Origin of the sequence: Albimonas marina, from assembly GCF_029223255.1 — a bacterium.
Taxonomy (GTDB): domain Bacteria; phylum Pseudomonadota; class Alphaproteobacteria; order Rhodobacterales; family Rhodobacteraceae; genus Albimonas.
In genome coordinates this window covers 104,139-130,525 of sequence record NZ_JARHUC010000005.1, presented here as the reverse complement: position 1 = coordinate 130,525, position 26,387 = coordinate 104,139, and the positions used below count along the sequence as shown (strand labels likewise).

Annotated in this window: 25 protein-coding genes; 7 read left to right on the top strand and 18 right to left on the bottom strand. The window is 72.0% G+C overall.

Translation table 11 applies throughout. The features are described from left to right. Positions 1-10: 10 nt before the first annotated feature. The 3 genes from P2H44_RS15345 to P2H44_RS15335 form a co-directional block, all read right to left on the bottom strand. Positions 11-1,126 carry an NAD(P)/FAD-dependent oxidoreductase gene (locus tag P2H44_RS15345; protein WP_275764753.1) on the bottom strand — a complete coding sequence of 372 codons (1,116 nt, stop codon included), beginning with the start codon at positions 1,124-1,126 and terminating at the stop codon, positions 11-13. Positions 1,127-1,135: 9 nt separating this feature from the next. After that, on the bottom strand, positions 1,136-2,494 hold the full coding sequence (locus P2H44_RS15340; RefSeq protein ID WP_275764751.1) for an aminotransferase family protein: 1,359 nt from the start codon (positions 2,492-2,494) through the stop codon (positions 1,136-1,138). Positions 2,495-2,900: 406 nt separating this feature from the next. Then, complete coding sequence (locus P2H44_RS15335) at positions 2,901-3,602, bottom strand: glutathione binding-like protein (protein WP_275764750.1); 702 nt, start codon at positions 3,600-3,602, stop codon at positions 2,901-2,903. 258 nt (positions 3,603-3,860) lie between these two features. Here P2H44_RS15335 and mscL point away from each other — a divergent pair, with 258 nt between their 5' ends. Continuing rightward, positions 3,861-4,298: a large conductance mechanosensitive channel protein MscL gene (gene mscL / locus P2H44_RS15330; protein WP_275764749.1), complete on the top strand. Its 438-nt coding sequence runs from the start codon at positions 3,861-3,863 to the stop codon at positions 4,296-4,298. A 186-nt stretch (positions 4,299-4,484) separates the two neighbouring features. Here the strand turns inward: mscL and P2H44_RS15325 are convergent, their stop codons facing one another. After that, entirely contained in the window at positions 4,485-4,961 is a 477-nt protein-coding gene (locus P2H44_RS15325) for a hypothetical protein (RefSeq protein WP_275764748.1), read from the bottom strand. A gap of 245 nt (positions 4,962-5,206) precedes the next feature. Here P2H44_RS15325 and P2H44_RS15320 point away from each other — a divergent pair, with 245 nt between their 5' ends. After that, positions 5,207-6,739, top strand: a complete 1,533-nt coding sequence (locus tag P2H44_RS15320; RefSeq protein WP_275764745.1) for an arylsulfatase — start codon at positions 5,207-5,209, stop codon at positions 6,737-6,739. Positions 6,740-6,874: 135 nt separating this feature from the next. Here P2H44_RS15320 and P2H44_RS15315 read toward each other — a convergent pair whose 3' ends face one another. From P2H44_RS15315 to P2H44_RS15295, 5 genes are all read right to left on the bottom strand, one after another. Continuing rightward, positions 6,875-7,987 carry a zinc-binding dehydrogenase gene (locus P2H44_RS15315; protein WP_275764743.1) on the bottom strand — a complete coding sequence of 371 codons (1,113 nt, stop codon included), beginning with the start codon at positions 7,985-7,987 and terminating at the stop codon, positions 6,875-6,877. Between the two features lie 261 nt (positions 7,988-8,248). Beyond that, a complete protein-coding gene (locus P2H44_RS15310; protein ID WP_275764742.1) occupies positions 8,249-9,139 on the bottom strand; it encodes an HpcH/HpaI aldolase/citrate lyase family protein in 891 nt (296 codons plus the stop codon). Positions 9,140-9,149: 10 nt separating this feature from the next. Beyond that, on the bottom strand, positions 9,150-9,620 hold the full coding sequence (locus P2H44_RS15305; protein ID WP_275764741.1) for a MaoC family dehydratase: 471 nt from the start codon (positions 9,618-9,620) through the stop codon (positions 9,150-9,152). Between the two features lie 34 nt (positions 9,621-9,654). Continuing rightward, positions 9,655-9,993 (bottom strand): AtuA-related protein, encoded by a 339-nt coding sequence (locus tag P2H44_RS15300; protein ID WP_275764740.1) that lies wholly within the window; start codon positions 9,991-9,993, stop codon positions 9,655-9,657. Next, positions 9,990-11,384, bottom strand: coding sequence for an acyclic terpene utilization AtuA family protein (locus P2H44_RS15295; protein ID WP_275764738.1), 1,395 nt, complete (start codon positions 11,382-11,384; stop codon positions 9,990-9,992). The genes P2H44_RS15300 and P2H44_RS15295 overlap by 4 nt, the downstream gene beginning before the upstream one ends. Before the next feature lie 442 nt (positions 11,385-11,826). On the opposite strand from P2H44_RS15295, the gene P2H44_RS15290 reads away from it, so the two are divergent. From P2H44_RS15290 to P2H44_RS15270, 5 genes are all read left to right on the top strand, one after another. Beyond that, a complete protein-coding gene (locus tag P2H44_RS15290; RefSeq protein WP_275764736.1) occupies positions 11,827-13,008 on the top strand; it encodes an acyl-CoA dehydrogenase family protein in 1,182 nt (393 codons plus the stop codon). After that, on the top strand, positions 13,008-14,123 hold the full coding sequence (locus P2H44_RS15285; RefSeq protein WP_275764734.1) for an acyl-CoA dehydrogenase family protein: 1,116 nt from the start codon (positions 13,008-13,010) through the stop codon (positions 14,121-14,123). The genes P2H44_RS15290 and P2H44_RS15285 overlap by 1 nt, the downstream gene beginning before the upstream one ends. 279 nt (positions 14,124-14,402) lie before the next feature. Further along, positions 14,403-14,618: a hypothetical protein gene (locus P2H44_RS15280; protein WP_275764733.1), complete on the top strand. Its 216-nt coding sequence runs from the start codon at positions 14,403-14,405 to the stop codon at positions 14,616-14,618. A gap of 149 nt (positions 14,619-14,767) precedes the next feature. Continuing rightward, positions 14,768-15,688, top strand: coding sequence for a PAS domain S-box protein (locus P2H44_RS15275; protein ID WP_275764732.1), 921 nt, complete (start codon positions 14,768-14,770; stop codon positions 15,686-15,688). After that, positions 15,685-16,179, top strand: a complete 495-nt coding sequence (locus tag P2H44_RS15270; protein WP_275764731.1) for a protein-tyrosine phosphatase family protein — start codon at positions 15,685-15,687, stop codon at positions 16,177-16,179. Before P2H44_RS15275 ends, P2H44_RS15270 begins: the two co-directional genes overlap by 4 nt. A gap of 25 nt (positions 16,180-16,204) precedes the next feature. On the opposite strand, the gene P2H44_RS15265 is transcribed toward P2H44_RS15270, so the two are convergent. The 9 genes from P2H44_RS15265 to P2H44_RS15225 form a co-directional block, all read right to left on the bottom strand. Further along, positions 16,205-16,648, bottom strand: coding sequence for a DUF3830 family protein (locus tag P2H44_RS15265; RefSeq protein ID WP_275764730.1), 444 nt, complete (start codon positions 16,646-16,648; stop codon positions 16,205-16,207). 435 nt (positions 16,649-17,083) lie between these two features. Then, positions 17,084-18,322 (bottom strand): amidohydrolase family protein, encoded by a 1,239-nt coding sequence (locus P2H44_RS15260; protein WP_275764729.1) that lies wholly within the window; start codon positions 18,320-18,322, stop codon positions 17,084-17,086. Then, positions 18,319-18,894: a hypothetical protein gene (locus tag P2H44_RS15255; protein ID WP_275764728.1), complete on the bottom strand. Its 576-nt coding sequence runs from the start codon at positions 18,892-18,894 to the stop codon at positions 18,319-18,321. The genes P2H44_RS15260 and P2H44_RS15255 overlap by 4 nt, the downstream gene beginning before the upstream one ends. 3 nt (positions 18,895-18,897) lie before the next feature. Beyond that, entirely contained in the window at positions 18,898-20,046 is a 1,149-nt protein-coding gene (locus tag P2H44_RS15250; protein WP_275764727.1) for an iron-containing alcohol dehydrogenase, read from the bottom strand. 6 nt (positions 20,047-20,052) lie between these two features. After that, a complete protein-coding gene (locus P2H44_RS15245) occupies positions 20,053-21,432 on the bottom strand; it encodes an aldehyde dehydrogenase family protein (RefSeq protein ID WP_275764726.1) in 1,380 nt (459 codons plus the stop codon). Between the two features lie 334 nt (positions 21,433-21,766). Beyond that, on the bottom strand, positions 21,767-23,131 hold the full coding sequence (locus P2H44_RS15240; protein WP_275764724.1) for a glutamine synthetase family protein: 1,365 nt from the start codon (positions 23,129-23,131) through the stop codon (positions 21,767-21,769). 76 nt (positions 23,132-23,207) lie between these two features. Next, positions 23,208-24,245, bottom strand: a complete 1,038-nt coding sequence (locus tag P2H44_RS15235) for a TRAP transporter substrate-binding protein (protein WP_275764723.1) — start codon at positions 24,243-24,245, stop codon at positions 23,208-23,210. Positions 24,246-24,316: 71 nt separating this feature from the next. After that, entirely contained in the window at positions 24,317-25,642 is a 1,326-nt protein-coding gene (locus P2H44_RS15230; protein WP_275764722.1) for a TRAP transporter large permease, read from the bottom strand. Between the two features lie 49 nt (positions 25,643-25,691). Continuing rightward, the gene (locus P2H44_RS15225) at positions 25,692-26,246 is read right to left on the bottom strand and encodes a TRAP transporter small permease subunit (protein ID WP_275764721.1); all 555 of its coding nucleotides are present in this window, start codon (positions 26,244-26,246) and stop codon (positions 25,692-25,694) included. Positions 26,247-26,387: the final 141 nt, after the last annotated feature.

Genomic DNA, 26,387 nt, shown 5'->3' with positions numbered 1-26,387 from the left:
GGCGGCCGCCTCAGGCGAAGCGGGCGGGGGAGAGGGCGGCGACCGTGCCCGCGTCCATCGCGGGGGCCCCTCCGGTCAGCAGCGCGCCCGCCAGGGCGGACAGCGCGGGCGAGGTCTGGATCCCGTGCCCCCCCTGGCCGGCGAGCCAGAAGAACCCCTCCGTCTCCGGCGCGAAGCCCACCACCGGGGTCTCGTCCGGGGCGAAGCTGCGCAGGCCGGCCCAGGCGCGCTCGACCCGCGTCACCTCGTAATCCATCGCCTGGGCGAAGCGGTCCAGCCCCTCGGCCAGCACCATGTCGTCGGGCCAGGCGTCCATCGGCGCCACCGGATCCTCGTCGGCGGGCGAGACCATCAGCGACCCCGACTGGGGCTTGGCGTACCAGTCGAAGGCCACCGGATCGATCAGCGGCCAGGCCGAGGAATCGACCCCCGCCGGCAGCGGCAGGATCGCGGCCGAGCGGCGCTTGGGCACGATCCCCAGCCGCTTCGCCCCCGCCATCTCCGCCACCTCGTCCGCCCAGGCGCCCGCGGCGTTCACCAGCGCCGGCGCCTCGAAGACGCCCGCCGGCGTCTCCACCCGCCACACGTCCCCGACCCGCTCGATCTTCCCGACCCGGGCGCCGGTCACGATCCGCCCCCCGGCGCGCCGCAGCATCCTCGCGAACCCCTGGAACAGGCGGTCGACGTCGATGTCCGAGGCGTCGGGCTCCAGGCTCGCCGCCGCCACCCGGCCCTTCTTCAGCAGGGGGAACAGCGCCTCCGCCTCCGGCCCCGTCAGCCGCTCCAGCCCCTTGGACTCGGCGAAGGAGGCCTCCAGCCCCTCCAACTCGTCGTCGGTGGCGATGGTCAGCACGCCCCGGCGGCTCAGCAGCGCCCCCTCGATGGCGCCGCCCGAGAAGCCCTCGGGGTCCATGAAGGCCGGGTGCGCCGCGTCGTTCACCGCCCGCAGCACCGGCCCGCCGTAGTTGCGGATGTAGATCGCGGCCGAGCGGCCGGTTGTGTGATAGGCGGGCGTCGCCTCGGCCTCGAGCACGCAGACGCGCGCGCCCGCGGCGGCGGCCATCGCGCCCGCGCCCACGCCCGCGATGCCCGCGCCGATCACCAGGATGTCGGAGGTCTCGGTCATGTCGTCCTTTCAGGCCCCGAGCCCGGCTTCCTCGGCGAAGCGGGTCAGGGCCGTGGTCAGCTTCTCGACGATCTCGTCGACATGGTCGGGCGTCGACGTCATCGGCGGGCAGACCAGGAAATGGTCGCCCTCCGTCCCGCGCGAGCGGCGCGAGTAGATGATCAGACCCTCGGCATAGGCCAGATCCACCAGACGCTCGAAGGCGTTCAGGTCCTTGGGCAGCGGCGTGCGCGTCTCGCGGTCGGAGACGAGCTCGAAGGCCAGCAGCAGCCCGATCCCGCGCACGTCGCCGATGAAGGGGAAGCGCTGGGCCAGCGCCTCGAGCCGCCCCTTCAGCGCCGCCCCGATGGTCGCGGCGTTGTCGAGCAGCCCGTCCTGCTCGATCACCTCCAGCACCGCCACCCCCGCGGCGCAGGCCAGCGGATTGCCGGCATAGGTATGCCCGTGCGGGAAGCCGCCCCCCGCCAGCACCGGCTGCACGATGCGGTCATGGGCGGTCACCGCGCCCAGCGGCGCGTAGCCCGCGCCGTAGCCCTTGGAGACGGCGATCAGGTCCGGCGCCGCGGCCCAGTTGTCGCCGCCCCAGAACTTGCCGGTGCGCCCGCCCCCCGACATCACCTCGTCGTGGATCAGCAGCACCCCGTGGCGGTCGCAGATCTCGCGCACCGCCTCCATGTAGCCCGCCGGCGGCACCAGCGCCCCGGTCGAGGCGCCGCCGACCGGCTCCTGGATGAAGGCGAGCACCGTCTCGGGCCCTTCCTCCAGGATCTTCTCCTCCAGCATCCGGGCGTAATGCGCGCCCGTCTCCGGATCGTCCAGCGCCAGCCCGTCCAGCCAGGCCCGCGGGGCGGGGACCTTGGGCATGGGCTTCATCATCGCCTCGAACGGCTCGGTCAGCGGCCGGTAGCCCGACAACGCCAGCGCCCCGAGCGTCGAGCCGTGGTAGGACGGCGCGCGGGAGATCACCTTCCAGCGCTCCCGCTGGCCGGTGACCCAGGCCCATTGCCGGGCGAGCTTGATCGCCCCCTCCACCGCCTCGGATCCGCCGGAGACGAAGAACACCTTCTCGAACCCCTCCGGCGCCAGCGCGCAGGTCATGTCGGCCAGCCGCTCGGCGGCGTCGGTCTCGAAATGCATGCGGTAGCCGAAGGTCCCCTGCTCCATCTGCCGGCGCATCGCGTCCAGCACGCGGGGGTCCGAATGGCCGATGTTCGACACCATCGCCCCGGAGGATCCGTCGAGATAGCGGTTCCCCTCCTGGTCCCAGACGTAGACCCCTTCGGCCTTGGCCATGCGGGGCCGGCGCACCCGGCTCTGGAAGAACAGGCGCGAGGGCGGGCGGGCGGCGGAGGGGGCGGCGTCGGGCATGGGCTCACCGGCAGGGGGAGAGGACGGGCCCCAACCGTCCACGCCCCGACGCCCGCCGTCAACGGCGACCGCGCGGCGCAGGCCGATGACCTCGTATCGCCTGGCGGCTCCGGGCGGGCTTGGTCCCGCCGTCCCGCAGCCCGTCCCGCCTCGCTTCTCGGCGGCGCCTCGTCCGGCGCCCGCCCGCGCCCGGGGAGGCCTCGCGCTCGGAGGCGGGAACGCGGGGACGGAGGCGCCCTGCGGGCGGGCTTGGGGAGGCGTCGCCCGGCGCCCCCGCGCCCCAGCCGTCGCGGCGGCGGGGGACGGGGGATCATCCGGCGCGGCGCAGGCGGCGGGCGACGCGGCAGGGCAGGCGGGGGGCCCGGGACGCGACCTGCGCCCCGGACCCCCCGCCCTCGTCGCGGCCTCAGTCCCGCGCCGGCACGTTCAGCGCGGTCTGGGAGGCGGGGCGCGCCAGGCAGCGGTCGAGCCAGGCGCCCACGTTGGGGAAGTCGTCCAGGCCCAGCCGCTCGCCCGCCTCGTAGAACCCGCCCAGGGTGCGCACCCAGGGCCAGGTCGCGACGTCGGCGATGGTGTAGTCCGCGCCCATGATGAAGTCGCGCCCCGCCAGGCGCCCCTCCAGCACGCCCAGCAGGCGGCGGCTCTCGTCGGCGTAGCGGGTCTCGGGGTAGGGGTCGCTCACCTTCTCGGCGGCGAACTTGAAGAAGTGGCCGAACTGGCCGAACATCGGCCCCACGCCCCCCATCTGGAACATCAGCCACTGCAGCGTCTCGTAGCGCGCGGCGGGCGCCTGGGGCATCAGCTTGCCGGTCTTGTCGGCCAGGTAGACCAGGATCGCCCCCGACTCCCACAGCCCCATCGGCCCCTCGGGCCCGTCCGGGTCCAGGATCGCGGGGATCTTGTTGTTGGGGTTCAAGGACAGGAACTCCGGGCTCATCTGGTCGTCGGTCCCGAAGCTGACCAGGTGCGCCTCATAGGGCAGGCCCGTCTCCTCCAGCATCGCGCCCACCTTGATGCCGTTGGGCGTGGGCAGGGAGTAGAGCTGCAGCCGCGAGGGATCCTGCGCGGGCCATTTCCGGGTGATCGGGAAGGCGGAGAGATCGGCCATGGGGGGCGCCTTTCGTGTCGGCTGGCGAGAGGAAGCCCGACCGCGGAGCGCGGCCGGCGAAGGAGGATCGAGGCGCCCTCCGCGGCGCCCCCGCGCAGGCGCGCGGGCCCGGGGGAGGGCGTCTCCACGGCGCAGGCCGCGTTCCCTTCACCTGTGGCCGCCTTCGCCAAACGCAATCCCGCGCAGATAAACGAATTGTCCACGCCGCCGCCCCGGCGTAGCCTCGCGTTCACGCGCGTTTGGCAGGGGAGCGTTGGGATGCTGAAGGAATTCAAGGAATTCGCCGTCAAGGGCAACGTGGTGGACATGGGCGTCGGCATCGTCATCGGCGCCGCCTTCACCACCATCGTGAAGAGCTTCGTCGACGACATCGTGAACCCGATCCTGGGGATCTTCACGGGCGGCATCGACTTCTCGGGCCTCTACCTCAACCTCTCGGGGCAGGAGGTCGCCTCGGCCACGCAGGCCAAGGAGGACGGGCTCGCCGTCATCACCTACGGCGTCTTCATCAACGCCTGCATCAGCTTCCTGATCGTGGCCTGGGTGCTGTTCTTCGTGGTGCGGGCGATCAACCGCCTGAAGAAGGAGCTCGAGCCCCCCACCGCCGACACCACCCCCCCGGGCGAGCCCGAGCCCCCCGCGGACGTGAAGCTGCTGTCCGAGATCCGCGACCTGCTCAAGGAGCGCTCGGCCTGAGGCCAGGGCGCCGCGGCGCCGTCGCGCAGGCCGCCCTGCGGGCGGGGCTCGCCCCTGCGGGGCGGATCAGACGTCGCCCCTGCGGGGCGGATCAGACGTCGCTCCGGTGGGGCGGACAAGACGTCTCCCCTTGAGGGAGGATAGGGCGTCCCTCCTACTGGGCGGGGAGGCCGCCGCCGCCCCGGTTCAGCCGTCGAACAGCCCGCCGAAGATGTCGCCGAAGGCGTCGCGCAGCGCGTAGACGAGCGTCGCGATCACCAGCGCGCCCACGACCAGCATCACCGTCCACGTGAAAAGCTGGAACCCCACGGCCAGCCCGCCCAGCGCGACGCCCGACAGCGCCGCCGCCTTCGGCTCGCGCCGCGCCAGCGCCGCGACGCCGGCGACGATCGCCAGCCCCGCCAGCAGCCCCACCCCGATCGCGAGAAAATCGTCCAGGTCGCGCACCGGCGCCTCGGGCGCCGGCTGCGGCCGTCCCGCGACCGAGCGGGCCGCGGATTTCGCGATCTCGGCCGCGAGCTCCCCCAGCCCGACGCCCGCGCTCGGCTGCGGCGCGAAGGGCCCCGCCCAGAAGACCACGATCCCGAGGACGAGCGCCGCCGCCCCCAGCGCGAAGCCCAGCCAGCCCAGCCGGGCGCCGCGCGCCGTTCCGTCCTGCGTCATACGCCACGCCCTCCTCACGCGACCGAAGCCGGGCGCAGTCTGGCACGGAAATCCCCCCGCGTCCCCCGCCGCCGCGCCGCGAACCCGGGCGCTCGTCCGCCGGGGCGCCGTCCGCCCCGCGCCCCCGCGGCGGACCCGGCCGGACGGCCCGGCGCGCCCCTCAACCTCAAGGCAAGTTCACCCAGAGGCCGGCGGGCCGATGGTAAAGTTTCCGCAACCAGCCACGAACCCGACGGGAGGGGACATTGTTCAGGATATTCGCACTCGGCGCATTCGCCGCCGCGGCGATCGCGGCCGGGGCCTCGGCCCAGGACGCGCAGCGCCCCAACATCCTCGTCATCTGGGGCGACGACGTCGGGATGTGGAACATCTCGGCCTACCATCGCGGCATGATGTGCTGCGAAACGCCCAACATCGACCGCATCGCCGAAGAGGGGATGCTGTTCATGGACCACTACGCGCAGGCCTCCTGCACCGCGGGCCGCGCCGCCTTCATCACCGGCCAGTACCCGCTTCGGGTGGGCCTCGCGACCGTCGGCCTGCCCGGCGCGCCGCAGGGCCTCTCGGCCGAGGACCCGACGCTGGCCGAGTTCCTCAAGCCGCTGGGCTACCGCACCGGCCAGTTCGGCAAGAACCACCTGGGCGACCGGGACGAGCACCTGCCCACCGCCCACGGCTTCGACGAGTTCTTCGGCATCCTCTACCACCTCAACGCGGGCGAATATCCCGAGCAGGCCGACTACCCCGCCGAGGCCTTCGCCGAGGCCGGGCTCGCCCAGCGCGGGATCATCCATTCCTTCGCCGCCCCCGACGGCGGCGAACAGCGGATCGAGGAGCTGGGCGGCTTCGGCGCCGAGGTGCAGCGCCACCTCGACCAGGACGTGCTGGAGGAGTCCAAGCGCTTCATCACCGAGGCGGCGCAGGCCGGCGAGCCGTTCTTCGTGTGGCACAACACCACCCGGATGCACTACCGCACCAACCTCGACGACCACTACGACGGCATCACCGGCACCGGAAACGTCTACGCCGACGGCATGGTCGAGCTCGACGACGACGTGGGCGAGCTGCTGGCGCTGCTCGACGAGCTCGGCATCGCCGACAACACGATGGTGATGTTCTCGACCGACAACGGCGCGGCGTCGAACTCCTGGCCCGACGGCGGCAACCAGCCGTTCCGCGGCGAGAAGGGCGTCGGCGGCTACGAGGGCGGCTTCAAGGTGCCGATGATGGTCAAGTGGCCCGGCGTGGTCCCGGCGGGCGAGACCACCGGCGAGCTGATGACGATGGAGGACTGGATCCCCACCATCATGTCCCAGCTCGGCCAGCCCGGCCTGAAGGAGGATCTGCTCGACGGCGCCGAGATCGGCGGCAAGTCCTACCGGGTGCACCTCGACGGCTACGACCAGACGCCGATGATCACCGGACAGGGCCCGAGCAACCGCAAGGAGTTCTTCTTCTTCACCGAGACCACCTTCCACGGCCTGCGTTTCGGCGAGTGGAAGTTCCTGTTCAAGAGCCAGGACAAGTGGTTCAACGGCGTCCAGGACGAGCTGACCACGCCCCTGATCACGCGCCTCGACCTCGACCCGTTCGAGCGCTTCCACGACTCCCGCGGCTTCGACGAGTGGCAGGAGAACCGCTCCTGGGCGCTCGGCCCCGCGGCGGCGATCACCGCGCGCTTCTTCCAGTCGTTCGAGGATTACCCGCCCCGCCAGGCGAGCCTCGACTTCGACATGGACGCGATCATGGACGAGATGATGAAGCCCGGCGCCCGCTGAGGCCCCGGACCCAGCCCGGAGCCGCCCGCCGGCTCCGGGCCCCCGCCGGCGGCCCGGTCCGCGATGCGGACGCGCCCGCACCGGCGAACCGGACCTCGACCCGTCCCGGCCGCAGGGACCGCGGCCGCGGGCCCCTCACTTCCAGGGCGTCACGAGGTACTTCTCCCCCGTCTTCATCGCGCGGTAGTCGGTGACCGCCTCCTTGGTCAGCATCTCTTCGAGGTCGACCCGCTTCTTGTAGCTGCTGGCGAAGGTCGTGGTCAGGTTCTCGAGCACGCGCTTGCGCATCCGACCCACGGTCTCCGCGCCCGCCGCCTGCAGGAAGGGGAACAGGAGCCAGCCCGACAGGGTCCAGCCGAAGCCGTAGCTGGGCGTCAGGATCGTCGCCCCGGTGTCCAGCCGCCCGTAGATGAACATGCGCTTCTTCTGGTTGGAGCCGTAGCGCGAATACTCGGTCATCTTGCCGACCGCGACCTGCTCCATGGCCTTGAACACGCTGTCGACCGTCTTGCCCCCGCCGATCGGATCGAAGCCATAGAAGGCCTCGGTCTCGTCGATCGCGGCGCGCAGCCGCTCCATGAAGTCATCGTCCGACGAGTTGACCACGTGGGTCGAGCCCAGCTTTTCGAGCAGCGCCGCCTGGTCCGGCTTGCGCACGATGTTGACCAGCCCGAGCCCGTCCTCCTGGCAGATGCGGGTCAGCATCTGGCCGAGGTTCGAGGCCCCGACCGTGTGCAGGATCGCGTTCTGCCCGTCCATCTTCGCGTTCTCGACGAAGCCGAGCGCGGTCATCGGGTTGACGAAGGCGCTGGCCCCGTCCTCGGACGAATAGTCGTCCAGCGGCAGGCACATGGCGGCGTCGGCGATGCAGTACTGGCTGTAGGCGTTCCCCGGCACGCAGGCGACGCGCCGCCCCATCAGCGCCTTGGCCTTGTCGCCCTCGCCCGTCGCCACGACGGTGCCCGCGCCCTCGTTGCCGGCGGGCAGCTTCAGCCCATGGCGCGCCTTCGATCCCGTGTTGAACGGCTCGGGCATGGTGGCGACGTACTTCCCGGGCGAGTAGTCCGCGTTCTCCAGGTCCGCCGCGCCGGCGAGGATGGCGAGGTCCGACGGGTTGATCGGCGCGGCCTCCATCCGCACGAGCACCTGGTTGCCGGTCGGATCGGGGAAGGTCACGTCCTCGATCGCCACGGTGAGCGTGCCGTCGCTTTCAAGCGTCGTGAAGAGCTGCTTGCCGGTGGTGGCCATGCCGATGTCTCCAGGTTTCCGTGATCGGGGTGCAGGGGCTCTCGGACCGAAGCTCCGAGGCGTCCGGCCTGCGGCGCCATCGAACACGAGACGGGCCCGGGCGGCAATGCCGACGCCGAGCCGTCGTCGCGGCGCCGAGGCGAATGGCGCGACGGAACGGCGGCTCCGTCCGCCTTGCGGACCACGGCTCGCCGGCGCCCCCCGACGAAAAAGGCGGCGCCGGGGCGCCGCCTTCGGTCGTGACGCGCAGTGGCGCGCGCGTCAGCCCTTCGCCTGGATCGCCTCGTGCAGCGCCAGCACGTGGCGGGCCTGCCGCAGGTGGGGGATGTCGATCATCTTGCCGTCGAGCCCCACGGTCCCCACGCCCGGATTGGCCTCGAACGCCGCGACCACCCTGCGGGCGTGGGCGACCGTCGCCTCCGACGGCGCGAAGGCCGCGTTGATCGGCGCCACCTGCGCGGGGTGGATGGCGAGACGGCCCAGGAACCCCTCGGTCGCCGCCTCCTCCGAGCTCGCGCTCAGCCCCGCCTCGTCGCGGAAGTCCACGAACAACGTGTCGATCGGCGCCACCCCGGCCGCCTTCGCCGCCAGCAGCAGGTTCGCCCGCGCCATGCGGAAGGTCAGCGTCCAGCGCCCGTCGGGGGCGAGGTTGGTGGACGCCCCCAGCGCGGCCGACAGATCCTCGGCCCCCCAGGTCAGGCCGATCACCCGCGGCAGCTTCACCTCGGTGAAGGTGATCAGGCGCAGCGCGGCCTCGGGCGTCTCGGTCATCACCGGGATGATCCGGGTCGAGCCGATCTCGAGCCCGCTCGCCGCCTCGAACGCATCGAGATACCGGCCGAGATGCACCAGGTCCTGCGCGTCGCGGGCCTTGGGCAGCATGATCCCGTCGGGCGCGGCCGGCATCACCGCCGCCAGGTCCTCCAGCGCCCCCTCGCCCAGCGCGTTCACCCGCACGTAGAGCAGCGGCGACCGCGAGCCCTTCGGCCGCGCGTCCAGGTGCGCCCGGGTCAGGGCGCGCCCCTCGGCCTTTCGCTCCGGCGCGACCGAGTCCTCCAGGTCCAGGATCAGCGCGTCGGCGCCGGTGGCGTCGGCCTTGCCCAGCTTCTTCTCGCTGTCGCCGGGGATGAACAGCCAGCTTCGCGGGGTCATCTCCACGGGCTCAGGCCTCCATCTTCGCGACCGGGCGCTTCAGCTGCAGGCCCGAGCGCTTGCAGATCCCCACCAGCTCGCCCTTCTGGTTGTAGGCGCGATGCTCGAAGGTCACGATCCCCTGCGTGGGGCGGGACTTCGACTCGCGCAGGTCCAGCACCTCGGTCTCCACCCGGATCGTGTCGCCGTGGAACAGGGGCTTGGGAAAGCGCACCTCGTCCCAGCCCAGGTTCGCGACCGCCGTCCCCAGCGTGGTTTCGTTGACCGAGATCCCCACCATCAGGCTCAGCGTGAAGCAGGAGTTCACGATCCGCTGCCCGAACTCGGTCTGCGTGCGGCAGTATTCCTCGTCGAGGTGCAGCAGCGCCGGGTTGTGGGTCATCGTCGTGAACAGGACGTTGTCCGTCTCGGTGATCGTGCGGCGGATCGGGTGGTCGAAGACCTGGCCCACCTTGAGCTCGTCGAACCAGACGCCGGGCATGGCGCTCTCCTCCTAGTCGGTTATGTCGTTGGATTCATGTCGCAGGATCGGGGGCGCGGTCCGGCAGGTCGATCTCCAGCTCCAGCAGCAGGAACGAGAACGACTTGCCGTGCGCGTCGAGGTTGAGCGAGGCGTTCACGCCCCCCTCCAGCCCCCGCTCGATCACGTAGTTCAGCACATGCAGGTGCGGGATCTCGTAGCGCCGCGCCGGCCCGCGGAACAGGCGCGGAAACGCCTCCGTCAGCCGCTCCGCCGGCACCTGCGCGCGCGCCGCCTCGAACACCTCCGGCCCGTCGCAGAACAGCGCGATCGAGGAGACGTCCCCCTTGTCCCCCGCCCGCGCCGAGGCGACCTCGTGCAGCTTCACCCTCATGCCGTGATCATCCGGACCGTGGGCCGCGCCAGCCCGCGCGGCAGCAGGGCCGAGCGCGTGGTCACCGCCGGCGTCACCCGCCCGCGCGCGCCGCCGCCCCCGGCCGGGCCAGACAGCCAAGCCCCCTCGACCTCCCGCGGCAGCGCCTCGGCGAGGTCCCGGTCGTGGGTGCGCAGCGCCATGCGAAGGCGCACCTCCGTCGGCTCGTAGGGCGGCGGCGCGTCGGGGTCGCGGGCCGAGCCATGCAGCGCCGACAGGCCGATCAGGTCCGCCCGGATCGGTCCCTGGTGACCGTGCACCTCCCGCATCCGGGTCTCGATCACCTCCCCCGCCAGCCGCGCCCGCGCCAGCGCGTTCGGCCCGGCGTAGGAGATCTCGCCCTCCGACAGGAACCCCCCGTCGAAGCCGATGGTCACCTTCAGCGTCTCCGGCCGCGCCCGCCCCGAGCCGCCGGAGACCGCCACCCGGTCCCTGCCGCTCTCCTCCAGCCGCGCCCCGGAGAAGTCCGCGGTCACGTCCGGCGTCAGGTAGGCGGCGGGGTCGTGCACCTCGTAGAGCATCTGCTCCAGCACCGTGCCCCGGCTGACCAGCCCGCCGGTGCCGTCCAGCTTGGTCAGCACCGCCGAGCCGTCCTCGGCCACCTCCGCATAGGGAAAGCCCAGATACGCCAGCCCCGGCACGTCCTTTCGCCCTGGATCGGCGTAGTACCCGCCGGTCACCTGCGTCGAGCACTCCAGCAGGTGCCCCACCAGCGTCCCGGCCCCGATCCGCGCCCAGTCGTCCGCGGCCCAGCCGAAGGCGTGCGCCAGCGGCCCCACGGCCAGCGAGGGATCGGCGCAGCGTCCGGTGATCACCACCTCCGCCCCCTCGGCCAGCGCCTGCGCGATGGGCTCGTGGCCCAGGTAGGCGTTGGCGCCGGTCATCCGCAGGGGCACGTCGCCCAGCCGCCCCTCGCCGTCCATCAGCTCCAGGTCCGGGGTCATCAGGGCCGAGACGTCGTCCCCCTCGACCACCGCCACCTTCAGCCCCTGCAGCCCGAGCGACCGCGCCACCTCCGCCACCGCCTCGCCGGCGGCGCCCGGATTGGCCGAGCCCATGTTCGAGACCACCCGCGTCCCCGCCTCCCGGCAGGGCCGCAGCACCGCCTCCATCCGCTTCCTCAGCCAGGGGTCGTAGCCCGCCTTCGGATCGGCCGCGCGCAGCGCGTGGGCGTTGGCCAGCGTCCGCTCCGCCAGGCATTCGAAGAACAGGAAGTCGAGCGCGCCGCGCTCCGCCAGGTCGCGCGCCGGGTCGATGCGGTCGTTGGAGAAGCCGGCCCCGCAGCCGATGCGCACCCGGCGCGAGGCGGAGGCGCCGCCGGCGGGCGCCGGAGGCTGGATCGGATCGGCCATGTCTCCTCCCTGGCTCTTTCCCCCCAGCGTTCCCACGGACCGGACCGCGCCGCAAGAGCGCCGCCCCTCTCCGCGGGCCGGACCGGGCGCCGGGCCCCCGCCCCCGCGCCTCCGCCCGCCCCCCCCCCCGGGGCCGCAGCCCCGGGCGCCCCGGCCGCCCCCCCTTCGGCGCCCCGCCACCATGACGCCGGATAAGCCCTCCCCCTCAGACCCCCACCGCACGCTCCCCCCACGCAACACCTGTCTGCACATCCGTCCGCACAAATCGTGCACGCCCTCGCCGCGGCCCGAGATGAACGCTTCCTCACCGAACCGTTGATTTTCGAGACTCCGGTACGGCAATTCGCCCCCGCCCCGCGCGCCCGTCTTCCCCTCCGCCCGCCGATGACATACTCTCGGGAATGTCACGCGCCCCGCAACCGGCGCGGAAGGGAGGAGACCCATGTTCGATCTGGAGGATTTCCGGGCCGAAACGCGCGCCTGGCTGGAGGAGAACTGCCCCGCCTCGATGCGCGAGCCCGTGCGCAGCGAAGCCGACATCTGCTGGGGCGGCCGCAACTTCGAGTTCAAGAACGAGGACCAGCGCCTCTGGCTCGACCGCATGGCCGCCAAGGGCTGGACCGCCCCCACCTGGCCCGAGCAGTACGGCGGCGGCGGCCTTTCCCCCGAGCAGGCCAAGGTCCTGCGCGAGGAGATGGCCCGCATCAACGCCCGCGAGCCCCTGAAAAGCTTCGGCATTTCCATGGTCGGCCCCGCCATCATCAAGTGGGGCTCCGAGGAGCTGAAGCAGCAGCACCTGCCCAAGATCTGCCGCGGCGAGATCCGCTGGTGCCAGGGCTATTCCGAGCCGGGCGCTGGCTCCGACCTCGCCGGTCTCCAGACCAAGGCCGAGGACAAGGGCGACCACTACCTGATCAACGGCCAGAAGATCTGGACCTCCTACGCCCACAAGGCCGACTGGATCTTCTGCCTGGTGCGCACCTCGTGGGAGGGCAAGAAGCAGGAGGGGATCACCCTGATCCTCTTCGACATGGAGACCCCCGGCGTCGAGGCGCGGCCGATCCGCCTGATCTCCGGCGCCTCGGTCTTCTGCGAGACCTTCTTCACCGACGTGAAGGCCGACAAGAAGCAGGTGGTCGGCGAGGTCAACAAGGGCTGGACCTACGCCAAGTACATCCTGACCCATGAGCGGGAGATGGTCTCGGCCATCGGCGGCGACGCCTCGGCGGTCGACGCGCTCGGCGTGCAAAGCCTTGATTCCGTGGGCGCCGACGAGCTCGGCCGCCTCGACGACCCGATCCTGCGCGGCGACATCGCGCGGTGGGAGATCGACCAGCTCGGCTTCCGCCTGACGCTCGAGCGCGCCAAGGACGAGGCCAAGGCCGGCGAGGGCGTGGGCCACTACTCGGCGCTGCTCAAGTACGCGGGCACCGAGCTCAACAAGCGCCGGCTGGAGCTGAAGGTCGCCGCCGAAGGCGCCGGCGGCCTCGCCTGGGAGGGCCAGGCCTGGCGCAACGGCGCGCTGGCCAAGGAGTGGCTGCGCTCCAAGGCCAACTCGATCGAGGGCGGGACCTCCGAGGTCCAGCTCGGGATCATCGCGAAGAACGTGCTGGGGATGAAGTGATGGCGACGCTCGTTCTGGACGACGAACAGAAGATGCTGCGCGAAGCGGCGATGCGCTTCATGGCCGAGAAGGCCCCGGTGGCGCAGCTCCGCGCCCTGCGGGACGGGGAGGGCGAGGCCTACGACCGCGCCACCTGGGAGGCGATGGCCGAGATGGGCTTTCCCGGCGCCCTGGTCCCCGAAGAGCATGGCGGCGCCGGCTTCGGCCATGTCGCCATGGGCCAGATCATGGAGGCGGGCGGCCGCACGCTCGCGGCCTCGCCCCTCTTCGCCACCGGCGTCGCGGGCGCCTCGGCGCTGATGCTGGCCGGCTCCGAGGCGCAGAAAGCCGAGCTGCTTCCGAAGGTTGCGGCGGGCGAGCTGCTCTGCGCGCTGGCCGTGGACGAGGGGATGCGCCACACCGGCAAGGCCCCCGCCACGACCGCCGCGCCCGAGGGCGACGGCTGGAAGATCACCGGCCAAAAGGCCAACGTCGCCGACGGCGGGATCGCCGGCCTGATCGTGGTCTCGGCCGTGACGCCCGAGGGCGCGACGGCCCTGTTCCTGGTCGAGGCCGGGGCCCGGGGCCTCGAGGTCGAGAAGGTGGCGATGGCCGACAGCCGCGACGCCGCCATCCTGCGCTTCGAGGGGACGCCGGCGGCGGCGCTGGGCGAGACGGGGCAGGGGGCCGCGGCGCTCGCGTCGCTGCTCGACATCTGCAACGCCCACCTGGCCGCCGAGCTGATCGGCATCGCCGGCCGCGCCTTCGAGGACACGCTCGCCTACGTGCAGGAGCGCAAGCAGTTCGGCGTGACGATCGCGAGCTTCCAGGCGATCCAGCACCGCGCCGCGCACCTGTTCGGAGAGATCGAGCAGGCCCGCTCCCTGGTCCTCGCCGCGCTCTCCGGCCTCGACGAGGGCGCCGAGGGCCTGCCGCGGCTGATCTCGGCCGCCAAGGCCAAGGCCGCCGCGGTCGCGGATCTCGCCACCAACGAGGGCGTGCAGCTCCACGGCGGCGTGGGCATGACCGACGCCTTCGACATCGGCCTGTTCATGAAGCGCGCCCGCCCCGCCGCCCAGCTTTTCGGCGACGAACGCTACCACGCCGCCCGCTTCGCCACCCTCAGCGGCTACTGATTCGGGGCCGGCGGAGGGCGGGGCCGCCCGTCTCCGCCCGTCTCCGCCCGTCGTCGGCGCCGAAAACCGTTCAGACTTGACGCAACGCCCCGCGCGCTCCGGCTCGCGGGGCGTTCGCGTTTCGGAAACATCGCGCGGGCGTTCATGTAAAATCCGGGCCGGCTGCGCAAAATGCGCAAACTCGAAAATCTGTGATTGAAAATACGTAAAATATGTAGGAAACCGTTTTCACAGGCGGCGCCGCTTCCCGGCGCGCCTCGACGAAGAAGGAGCGAGGACATGGGCCGATTTGCACGCATCTGCGCCAAGGCGAGTTGTGCGGCGCTGCTGGCGAATCCGGCCATGGCCTTCGAGGCGAAATGGGTTCGGGCCCAGGTGGAGGCCCCGAACCTGCTGGCGGGAATGGCGGATTCCCCCGGCATGGTCATGCTCGCCGCAACGCTGATCGGCGTCGCCACCGCGTCGGTCTGCGCCGCTCTCTTCGCCGGCCGCTGAGGCCCACGCCGCCGCGACGTCGGGACGCGTCGCGGCGGCGCTTGCGAAAGTCCCGAAATTCTGTAATTTCTGCGTCGGTCATCTGCTATTCAGACTCCGCGACGCCGGCCCCCTCCCGGGGCCCCGGGCGGCGGACAGGGAGCCCCGAGATGCCGCATCGGCAGGGCAAGGCCGACTCGTTCGAGCGGCTCAAGGTCGACCGCACCATCACCGCCGCCGAGGCGACCCGCCATTTCGGCCGCGTGCAGGAAGAGGTCGCCGGCGGCCCCATCACCCTGACCCACCACGGCCGCGCCCGCATGGTCCTGCTCTCGCAGGAGGACTACGAGGCGATGGGCGGCGGCGCGGGCGCAGCCGGCGCGCGCCCCGACGGCGCCGCCGCGGCGCTCGACGAGATGGAGGAGGCCTTCGTCGCCCTCGACGAGGTCGACCGCATCGCCGCGGTCAACCGGGTGGCCGAGTTCTACGTCGGCCAGTCCCGCCACGAACTGGTCGGCCGCCACTGGGCGGACGCGCTGCCCCCCCTCGCCTCCACCCGCTTCCCCGCGATCCTGGCGGACGTCCGCGCGCTCGGCCGGCCGCAGAAGTTCGCCTGGGACTCGGTGGTGCGGGAGCGGCGGCGCCTGCAGGTCAACATCTTCCCGATCCCCGACACCCGCGGCGGCGTCGGGATCCTGTTCTCCGACGTCGGCGAGATCGAGCGGCAGGCGGAGCGCCTGGCGATGGTCGAGGGGATGCTCGAGGCGATCTTCGCCGCCATGCCCGAGGTCGCGGCCGTGGTCTTCGACGCGGGCGGCCAGGTCCGCGCCTGGCGCGGCGCGGCCGCGTCCCTGTTCGGCTGGACCGACGCGGAGATCGAGGGGCGCGCCCTCGATGTGCTGCTGGTGGACCCCGAGCGCGACGTCGGCCAGGTCTGGGCGCACCTCGCCGAGGCGCGGCGCAACGGCGCCTCCCGCGCGGAATGCGAACGCCGCGCCCGCTCGGGCGAGACGCTGACCGTCGACTGCGCCACCCGCTTCCTGCCGGGCGAGGACCTGTTCGTCTGCATCATGCGCCGCATCGAGCCATGACCTGCGAGATCCACGCGGTGCTGGGCGTCGCGCCGGGGCGCCTTTTCATCGGCCCCGCCCCCTCCGGCGGCCGCGCGCTCGCCGCCGAGGTGGCGGAGATGCGGCGCGAGGGCGTGGACCTGCTGGTCTCGATGCTGCCGCCCGAGGAGGCCGAGCGCCTGGGCCTGGGGCAGGAGGCGCAGGTCTGCGCCGCCGCGGGCGTCGCCTTCCAGGGCTTCCCGATCCGCGATTTCGGCCTTCCGGGCCCCGCGCTCTTCGCCTCGCTGGTCGAGGACCTGGCGGCGCAGGTGGCCGCGGGGCGCGGCGTGGCGATCCACTGCCGGGCGGGGATCGGCCGCTCGGGCATGGCGACGGCCTGCGTGGCGGCCCGCTTCCTCGGCTCGGCCGAGGCCGCGGTCGCCGCCGTCTCGCAGGCCCGGGGGCTCGAGATCCCCGACACCCCCGCCCAGCGCGCCTTCATCGACGAGGTCGTGGCCCGCCTGCAGGGCTGAGGCCGGTGCGCCCGTCGCCCCGGGTTCAGTCGGCCTGCACCGGGCTCTCGGCCAGCTCGATCTTCAGGGTCTGCGCGCCCTTCCACAGCGTCATCGGCCCCAGCTCCTTGAGCTTGTCGAGCCCGCTGACGATGGTCGCGAACGGGTTTCCCGCCAGCTGCCCGGCCTTCGAGGCGAAGCTGCACGGCCCGTAGGCCAGCAGGATCTCCGTCTCCGACACCTTCCCCTTGCCGCCCGGGAACAGCAGAAACTGCCCCGGCGCGGGATGGGAGGTCGGATCCTCGTAGGGCACGCCGAAATCCAGGTCGCCAAGCGGCGCCCACACCGCCTCGCCCGACCAGCGCACGTGGATCACCTGCCCGTCGAAGGGCAGCGCCGCCTTGATCTTCGCGCAGGTGACCGGGCACTGATCCTCGTTGAGGACCCCGAGAAGCCGGAACGGGCCGGCGGTGATGGCGAGGGCGGTCATGGAGCTCTCCGAGGGTGGGGCAGGGGGCGGGCGGGATGACAGGGCGCCGGGAGGATGGGGTCAAGGGGGCGGGACGCTCCTGACTCACCAAAGAACAGGGGCCCGCGCCTGTCCTTCGGATCCGTCTCTCGCTGACGATGCCTGAGCGACTCGCCGGGAGGGGTCAAGGACAAGCCCCGCTTGCGCGGGGTCGCTGCGCGATCCCTGACCCCTCCCGACGAGTCGCTCTTTACGGCATCAGCGAGAGACGGCTCCGAAGAACAGGCGCTTTGCGAGGATCCCGGGCGTCGCGCCGGGCGACTGGGGCGGGCGGCGCGAGGGGGATGGGGCGCGCGGCGCGGGCCGGGAGGCGGCGGCCACGGGCGCGCGGCCGGGGCGCGCCGCGGGCGCGGGGCCGGCCATCGGCGGGACGGGGGACGCGGCGCCTGCGCCCGCTCAGGGGCGGTGCAGGACGGGGGCGTCGCGCGTCACGGTGCGGCGGCCGGCGCGGTAGACGGCGACGGGCGGGGCGAGCTCGGCCACCGCGGCCTCGGCGCTCGGCGCATCGAGGATCGCGAGGTCGGCGGCCTTGCCCGGCGCGAGGCCGTAGTCGGCGAGGTTCATCAGCGCCGCCGGCTGCTCGGTCACCAGCGCCAGGCAGGTGCGGAACGCCTCGGCCGAGCCGAGCTGCGCGGCGTTGGCGTAGAGGTTCGCCATGCGCAGCAGCGAGCCGTCGCCGAAGGGGGTGAACGGGTTCAGCACGTTGTTGGTGGCGAGCGAGCAGCGGCAGCCCTCGGCGTGGAAGGCGTGGGCCGGCGCCACGCCGCGGGGCGTCAGGTGGTCGTGCTCGCGCCCCATCAGGAACAGGTCGGTCGAGGGCAGCACCGTCAGCGCCACGCCCACGTCCGCCATGCGGCGCGCCCAGGCCTGCGTCTCGGACGGGGGCAGGGCGGAGAGGGCCGAGACGTGGCCCACCGCGACCCGGCCGCCCCAGCGGCGCGCCTCGGTCACGCGGCAGATCTCGCCCAGGTCCATGCGCGCGGGATCGAGGTGGAAGTCGAGGTGGAAGTCGACGTCGAGGTCGAACTCGCCCGCCAGGTCGAAGATCCGGGCGATCTGGGCGTGGGGGTCGTCGTCGGTGTAGGGGCAGCCGCCGATCACCTCGGCGCCCGTGGCGCAGGCCTCGACCAGCAGCGGGTCCGTGCCGGGATCGTTGGTCAGCCCCTCCTGCGGGAACACGCAGATCTGCAGGTCCATCGCCCAGGCGTAGTCGCGCTTCAGCGCCTTCACCGCGTGGAAGCCGCGCAGGCCGATGCGGGGGTCCGCCTCGACATGGGTGCGCATCCGGGTGGTGCCCTGGGCGATGCATTTCTCCAGCGTGCGGGCGCCGCGGGCGAAGACGTCCTCCTCCGACCAGCCGGACTTCGCGGCCGAGACGGCGGCGATGGCCGAGGGCAGGTCGGGCGCCCCGCCCACCCGGTCGAGCAGGCAGGACTTGTCGAGATGCACGTGGCTTTCCACGAAGCCGGGCACGGCGAGGCGGCCGCCGAAATCCTCCGACGGCGCCTCCGCCTCGATCCCGGGCGCGATCTCGAGGATGCGCCCGGCGCCGATCGCCACGTCCACGGGCCCGTCCCGCGCCGCCTCCGGCCCCGGGAAGAGACGCAGGTTGCGCAGGACGAGCTCGGGCCTCATTCCTCGGGCGCCTCGGCTTCCCAGAGCTTCCTGGCGATCTTGCGGAACTCGGCCGGGGGCAGGCGCGGCTTGTCGCCGGCGGCGGCCTTCATCGCGGCGCGGTCGGCCTCGAAGATCGCCTTGGCCCGGTAGCGCGCGTCGAGCATCACCAGCACCACCGCCTGCCACTCGGCCTCGTCCTTGCCCAGGCGCAGGGGGCCCGTGGCCTCGCCCTTGGCGCCGCGCACGGCGAGGCGCAGCTTGCGCCCGGCGGCGTCGGTGGCGTCGTAGTTCGCGTCGGGCTCGGCCAGCGTCAGGCCCAGCAGGCGCGCCGCCTCGGCCGCGCCCAGGCCCTGCGCGGCGCCCAGCGGCCGGCCGGTCGCCTTGCGGAAGGCGAGCGCGGCCATGCGGGCCTGCTTCAGCGCGCCGGGCAGACCGCCGCCGCCGCCGCCGCCGCCGCCACCCTTGCCGCCGCCGCCGCCGCCTTCGCCGCGGCCCTGGCCCCGACCCTTGCCGCCGCCGCCGCCGCCTTTGCCGCCGCCGCCGCCCTGGCCGCCGTTCCCGTTGCCGCGCTTCTTGAGTGCGAGCGCCATGAGTTACATCGCCTTCCTGTAGAGATCCGCGAGCGAGCCCGCGTCGACCGGCACCGGGTTCCCCCCGCAGGAGGGATCCTCGGCCGCCTCGGTCGCCAGCTGTTCGATGTCGGGGTTCTCGACGCCCAGCGCAACCAGCGTCGGCGGAACGCCCAGCTTTTCCCGGAAGGCGATCAGCGCCTCCATGAACCCGTCGAAGCCGCCGGGCACGCCCAGGTAGGCGGCCAGCGCCTCGATCTTCGCCTCGACCGCGGGGCGGTTGAAGGCCAGCACCACCGGCAGGAACACCGCGTTGGTCATGCCGTGATGGGTGTTGAAATGCGCCCCGATCGGGTGGCTCAGCGAATGCACCGCGCCCAGGCCCTTCTGGAAGGCGGTGGCGCCCATGGCGGCCGCGCTCATCATGTGGGCGCGCGCCTCGAGGTTCTCGGGCTCGGCCGTCGCGGTCGCCAGGTTCTCCCACACCAGCCGCAGCCCTTCGAGCGCGATGCCCTGGCTCATCGGGTGGTAGTGGGGGGAGCAGTAGGCCTCCAGGCAATGGGCGAAGGCGTCCATGCCGGTGCCCACGGTGATCGCGCGGGGCATGCCCACGGTCAGCTCCGGATCGCAGATCACCACCGAGGGCAGCAGCCGGGGGTGGAAGATGATCTTCTTCACATGGGTGGCCGAGTTGGTCAGCACGCCCGCGCGCCCGACCTCCGAACCCGTGCCGGCGGTGGTCGGGACCGCCACGATGGGGGCGATGGCGGCGGCGTCGGCGCGCGTCCACCAGTCGCCGATGTCCTCGAGGTCCCACACCGGGATGCTCTGGCGGGCCATCAGCGCCACCAGCTTGCCGAGATCGAGGCCCGAGCCGCCGCCGAAGGCGATCACCCCGTCATGGCCGCCGCCCAGGAACGCTTCGATCCCGGCCTCGAGGTTGTGCTCGTTCGGGTTGGGATCGACGTCGGAGAAGAGCGCCCGCCCCAGCCCCGCGGCCTCCAGCAGGTCGAGCGCCTGCGTCGTGATCGGCAGGGGGGCGAGGCCGCGGTCGGTCACCAGCAGCGGCTTGCGGATGCCGGCGGCGGCGCAGGCCTCGGCCAGCTCCTTGATGCGTCCGGCGCCGAAGCGGATGGCGGTGGGATAGCTCCAGTTCGCGGTCGGCGAGGCCATGCGTCGTCAGCCTTTCTTGAGGTGGTAGGATTTCGGCCGGGTCAGGTTGTGATAGCCGATCTGGGACAGGGCGCCGCCGCGGCCGGTGTCCTTGCAGCCGGTCCAGCACAGCGCCGGGTCGAGGTAGTCGCAGCGGTTCATGAAGACGGTGCCCGTCTCGATGCCGGCGCCGATCTGGGCGGCGGCCTCGGCGTCGGCGGTCCACAGCGAGGCGGTCAGCCCGTAGGGGCTGTCGTTCATCAGCCGCAGCGCCTCGGCGTCGTGGCGCACGGGCATGATGCCGACCACGGGGCCGAAGCTCTCCTCGCGCATCACCGACATCGAGTGATCCACGTTCACCAGGATCTGGGGGGCGAGGTAGGCGCCGCCGTCGTCGGGGAAGCTCTTGGGGTTGATCAGCGGGCGGGCGCCGGCGGCGATCGCCTCGGCGGTCTGCTCGCGCACCACGCGGGCGAAGCGCTCGTGCGCCATCGGCCCCAGGGTGGTTCCGGTCTCCAGCGGGTTGCCCAGCACGTAGTCGTTGACGATTTCGACCGCCTTCTCGACGAAGGCCTCGAACAGCTTCTCGTGCACGTAGATCCGCTCGATCCCGCAGCAGCACTGGCCGGAGTTGAACATGGCGCCGTCGATCAGCCCCGCGGCGGCGGCCTCGACGTCGGCGTCGTGGCGCACGTAGCCCGGATCCTTGCCGCCCAGCTCCAGCCCCATCGGGGTGAAGGTGCCCGCGGCCGCGCGCTCGATGGCGCGCCCGCCGGCGACCGAGCCGGTGAAGTTCACGAAGTCGAAGGCCCGCTCGCCCAGCAGCCGCTCGGTCGTGGCATGGTCGAGGAAGACGTTCTGGAACAGCGCCGGCGGGATCCCCGCCGAGGTGAAGGCGCGCACCATCCGCTCCCCCGCCAGCAGGGTCTGGGTGGCGTGCTTGAGGATCACCGCGTTGCCCGCGATCAGGGCCGGGGCGACGGTGTTGATCGCGGTCAGGTAGGGGTAGTTCCAGGGCGCGATCACCAGGACCACGCCGTGCGGCTCGCGCAGGATGCGCCGCTCGAAGGCGTCGGAGTCCTCGGCCACGATGGGGGCCAGCGCCTCGCCGGCGAGCTTCGCCATGCCCAGCGCCCGCTCCTTCACGCCGCCCATCTCGCCGCCGTAGCGCACCGGGCGGCCCATCATGCGGGCGAGTTCGGGGACCATCTCGTCGGACATCGCGTCCAGCGCGGCGACGCCGGCCTCGACCAGCGCCACGCGCTCGAACAGGGGGCGGGCGGCCCAGTCCGCCTGGGCGGCGCGGGCGCGGGCCACGGCCTCGAGCACCGCCTCATGGCCGGCGACCGGGCGCTCGGCGAAGACCGAGCCGTCGATCGGCGAGATGCACGTGAGAACCTGGGTCATCGACCTCCCCCGATGGATTGGGCCCCGATGGATTGCACCGGCATGGCGAGCGGCCCGCTGCGGCGCGGCGCGCCGGGCCGGCCTCCGGACCCGGCGCCGCCGCAGGACGGCGAGACGGAACCCTGCGGCCCGAAGCGCCCCGATTGCAAGGCGATCCTGCCTTGCGCGCCGCGCATGTCCCGACGGCTGCGGGATGTGCGGCGCCCGCCTGATGCGCGCCGGCCGCGGCCCCCGCCGCCGGCGCGACGCCGGCCCGCCGCGGCGGGCGTCCGGCCGGCCGCGGGCGGGCGCGTCGCGCCGCGGCTCCCGCGCGCCGCGCGGCGGCCGGTCCGGGTCACGCCCGCTCGAAGCCGCGCCTGAGCTCCCAGTCGGTGACCCGGCGGTCCATCTCCATCTGCTCGATCCGCGCGGCATGGACGTAGTGGTCGACCACCTCGTCCCCGAAGGCCCCGCGCAGGAAGGACGATCCGTCCACGATCGCCATCGCCTCGCGCAGGGTCCCGGGGATCTCGGGGATCTTCTGGGCGAGATACGCGTCGCCGCGATGCTCGGGGGGCAGGGTCAGGCCCTTCTCGACCCCGTCGAGCCCCGCCGCGATCATCGCCGCGATCGCCATGTAGGGGTTCAGGTCGGCGCCGCCGATCCGGCACTCCAGCCGCACGGCCCTGGTGCCCTCGCCCACCACCCGGAAGCCGGCGGTGCGGTTGTCCATCGACCAGCAGATCTTGGTCGGCGCGAAGGTGCCCGCCACGAAGCGCTTGTAGCTGTTGATGTAGGGCGCGAGGAACAGGGTGATCTCGGCCGCGTGCGCCAGCTGACCCGCCAGGAAGCTGCGCATCAGCTCCGACATGCCGTATTCGGCGTCGGGGTCGTGGAACAGCGGCTCCCCCTCCGGCCCCGCCAGCGACATGTGCACGTGGCTGGAGCTGCCGGCGTGGTCGTAGCTCCACTTGGCCATGAAGCTCACCGACTTGCCCTTGGCCCAGGCGATCTCCTTGATCCCGTTCTTCAGGATCACGTGCCGGTCGGCCATGGTCAGCGCCTCGGCGTAGCGGACGTTGATCTCCTCCTGGCCCGCGTCGGCCTCGCCCTTCGAGTTCTCGATGGGGATGTCGGCCGCGTTCATGCCGGTGCGGATCGCGCGCATCACATCCTCCTCCTTGGTGGTCTGGAAGATGTGGTAGTCCTCGTTGTAGGCGCTGACCGGGGAGAGGCCCAGGTGGTCCTTCGCCTGCGCCGCCTCGTAGCTTTCCTTGAACAGGAAGAACTCCAGCTCGGTCGCCACGTTGGCGCTCCAGCCCTTCGCGGCCAGCCGCTCGGCCTGGGCGCGCAGCACGTTTCGGGGCGCGTGGGGGACGGGGTGGTGATGGTGGTCGAGCACGTCGCACACCACCAGCGCCGTGCCCTCCAGCCAGGGGATCCGCCGCAGGGTGCCCAGGTCCGGCTTCATGACGTAGTCGCCGTAGCCCTTCTCCCACGAGGTGGCGGCATAGCCCGCCACCGTCTCCATCTCCATGTCGGTGGCCTGGAGGTAGTTGCAGGAGTGGGTCTCCTCGACCGCGCCCTCGAGGAAGAACTCGGCCTGGAAGCGCTTGCCCATCAGGCGGCCCTGCATGTCCGGCTGCACCGCCAGCACGGTGTCGATCTCGCCGTCCTCGACGGCGGCGCGCAGCTCTTCCAGGGTCAGTTTGCCGGGCATGGTCGTCTCTCTCGGGCTCGGTCGGGAGGGGGGAAGGGGGCCGGGCGCCGGCCCCCCTCGTCACGGGCGTGCGGGCTCAGCCCAGGCCGTAGGGCGGGCCGGCCTTCTCGATCACGGCGTTGTAGTCCTCGAAGATCTTAACCACGCGCGCGGCGCGGTCCGAGATCTGGGACTTCTCCTTCCAGAAGACCTTCGCGGCCTCCTCGACCTGCTTCCACTCCTCGGCCGGGATCTCGGTCAGCTCCAGCTTCTCGCCCGAGGCGCGCAGCTTCGCCTCGCCGCCCCAGTACCACTGGGTCCGGTAGAAATGGCCCATGTCGATGCAGGCCGTCACCAGCTGCTGAAGCTCGGGCGTCAGCTTCCCCCAGCTGTCGGGGTTCACGTAGAACGACCCGATCCACGCCCCGCAGATGTTGTTGAGCAGGAAGTAGTCGGTCACGTCCGCCCAGCCGACGGTGTAGTCCTCGGTGATCCCCGACCAGGCCATGCCGTCGAGCTCGCCGGTCTGCACCGCGACCTCGGCGTCCTCGTAGGGGATCGAGACGGGGACCACGCCGAACTGGGCCAGGAACTCGCCCGCCGTGGGGAAGGTGTAGAGCTTCAGGCCCGAGAGATCGGCCAGCGAGGTGACCTTCTTCTTGGTGTTGAAGTGGCACGGGTCCTGGCCGGCCGCGCTCAGCCACTTCACCCCGACCTCGTCGTAGGCCTCGGTCCAGATGTCGGCCAGCCCGTACTGCTTGAACAGCACCGGCACGTCCATGATCTGCTTGGTGGCCATCGGGAAGTAGCCGCCGAAGACCGAGATGTCGACGGGCGCCGCCATCGAGTCGTCGTCCGAGTGCACCCCGTCGATCACCCCGTTCTGCAGCGCGCGGAACAGCTCGCCCGTCGGCACGATTTGGTCGGCGTAGAACAGCTCGATCTCCAGCGCGCCGCCGGCGGCGGCGTTGATCGCGTCGATGATCGGCTTGGTCACGTGCTCGCCCAGCGCCGCGCCCGCATAGGTCTGGAAGCGCCACTTGATCGGGCTCTGCGCCTTCACGATCGACGGCGCGGCCAGCGCGCCGACGCCCGCCAGGCCCACGCCCTTCAGGAACTGTCTTCTGTGGTTCATTGGTCTCACCTCTCTGCTGGTTCAACCGCCCGTTGGCCGGGCGTGTCTGCTTCGACCTCAATTCCCTCCGGTCAGTTTCCGTAGACGAGCCCCGGCAGCCACAGCGCGATCTGGGGGAAGACCATCACCAGGATCAGGGCCAGCACCATCACCCCCACGAAGGGGATGATCGAGCGGTAGATGTCGTGGATCGTGATCCCCGGCGGCGCCATGGCGCGCATCAGGAACAGGTTGTAGCCGAAGGGCGGGGTCATGTAGGCGACCTGGCAGGTGATGGTGTAGAGCACCCCATACCACACCAGGTCGAAGCCCAGCGCCTTGACCAGCGGCACGAACAGGGGCGCCACGATCACCAGCATCGCGGTGTCGTCCAGGAAGGTGCCCATCAGCAGGTAGGTCAGCTGCATCAGGATCAGGATCTCCCACGGACCCAGCCCCAGCTTCTCGGTGAAGAGGCTCTCAAGCGCGCGGACCGCGCCCAGCCCGTCGAAGACCGCGCCGAAGCACAGGGCGGCGAGGATGATCCACATGAACATGCACGAGATGCCCAGCGTCTTGCGCGCGGTGGCCTCCAGCACGTTGAAGGTCAGCCGCCCCTTCAGCAGCGCCGCCAGCGTCGAGGCGACCGCGCCCACGGCCGAGGACTCGACCAGGCTGGTGTAGCCCATCACGAACAGGCCGGTCATCGAGAAGAAGATCAGCAGCGGCCAGATCCCGGCGCGGAGCGAGCGCAGCTTGTCCCCCCAGGTGATCTTCGCCCGCTCCGCCGCCGGCAGCACCGGCCCGAGCTCGGGCTGCAGCCGGCAGCGCACCACGATGTAGATGATGAACATCGTGGCCATCATCAGCCCCGGGATCGCGCCCGCGAGCCACAGCTGGCCCACCGGCGCGCGCGCGATCATGCCGTAGAGCACCAGCACCACCGAGGGCGGCACCAGGATCCCCAGCGAGGATCCCGCCTGGATCACGCCGGTCACCATGATCTTGTCGTAGCCGCGCCTGAGCAGCTCGGGCAGGGCGATGGTCGCCCCGATGGCCATGCCCGCCACCGACAGCCCGTTCATCGCCGAGATCGCCACCATCAGCCCGATGGTCCCGACCGCGAGGCCGCCGCGAAGCCCCCCCGACCAGACGTGGAACATCTCGTAGAGGTCGTCGGCGATGCCGCTCTCGGACATCATGTAGCCCATGTAGATGAACAGCGGCAGCGTCAGCAGCGGATACCACTTCATCAGCTTCATGGCCGAGGAGAAGGCCAGCTCGAACCCCCCGCCCCCCCACAGCAGCACCGCCGAGGCCACGGCGACCGCGCCGATGGCGCCGAACACCCGCTGACCGGTCATCAGCATGACCATCATCGAGGCGAACATCAGCAGGGCGATGGCCTCGTAGCTCATGCGCAGGCGCCCCTGTCCGGGCCGGCGCGGAAGGCTCTTTCGTCGAGGGTCATTCGGGGGCCTCGCCCAGGTGGTCGCGGGTCGGATGCAGGCCCGAGGGCAGCGGCTCGCCCCGCGCCTCGGCGATGTTGCGGATGAACTGGGCGATCGCCTGCAGCAGCATCAGCAGGATCGCCAGGCACATCACCACCTTGATCGGCCACATGTACGGCCGCCACAGGGACCGCGCCCGCTCCCCGAACTCGATGGAATAGGCGGTCGAGCTGATCCCGCCGGCCAGCAGGAAGCCGAGGTAGAAGATCAGGAACAGCACGGTGACCGAGTCCACCATCGCCCGCGTCCTCGGCGACCAGCGCCCGTAGGCGAGGTCCATGCGAACGTGGTCGCCCGTCTGCATCGAATAGGGGCCGCCCAGCAGGTAGTAGGCCACCATCAGGAACTGCGCCGCCTCGAGCGTCCAGACCGAGGGGGTGAAGGCCGCCTTCGAGATCGCCGACCAGAACAGCACGCCGATCATCGCGAAGATGCCCCACATGGCCGCGCGCCCCACCGCACGGTTGATCCTGTCGATCCAGCGCACGTAGGCGCGGGCGAACTCGGGCATGATCTCCCCTCGGCGTCGGGCGTGGTGCGGCGCACAAGCCTCGACTATGAGAGCGGGCTTTTCATTGGTCCACCCTCAATTTCCCCGCCGTCCGCCCTTCCGGCCGCTGCGTCTTCGCGGGGCGGGGCCGGCGGCGGGGCC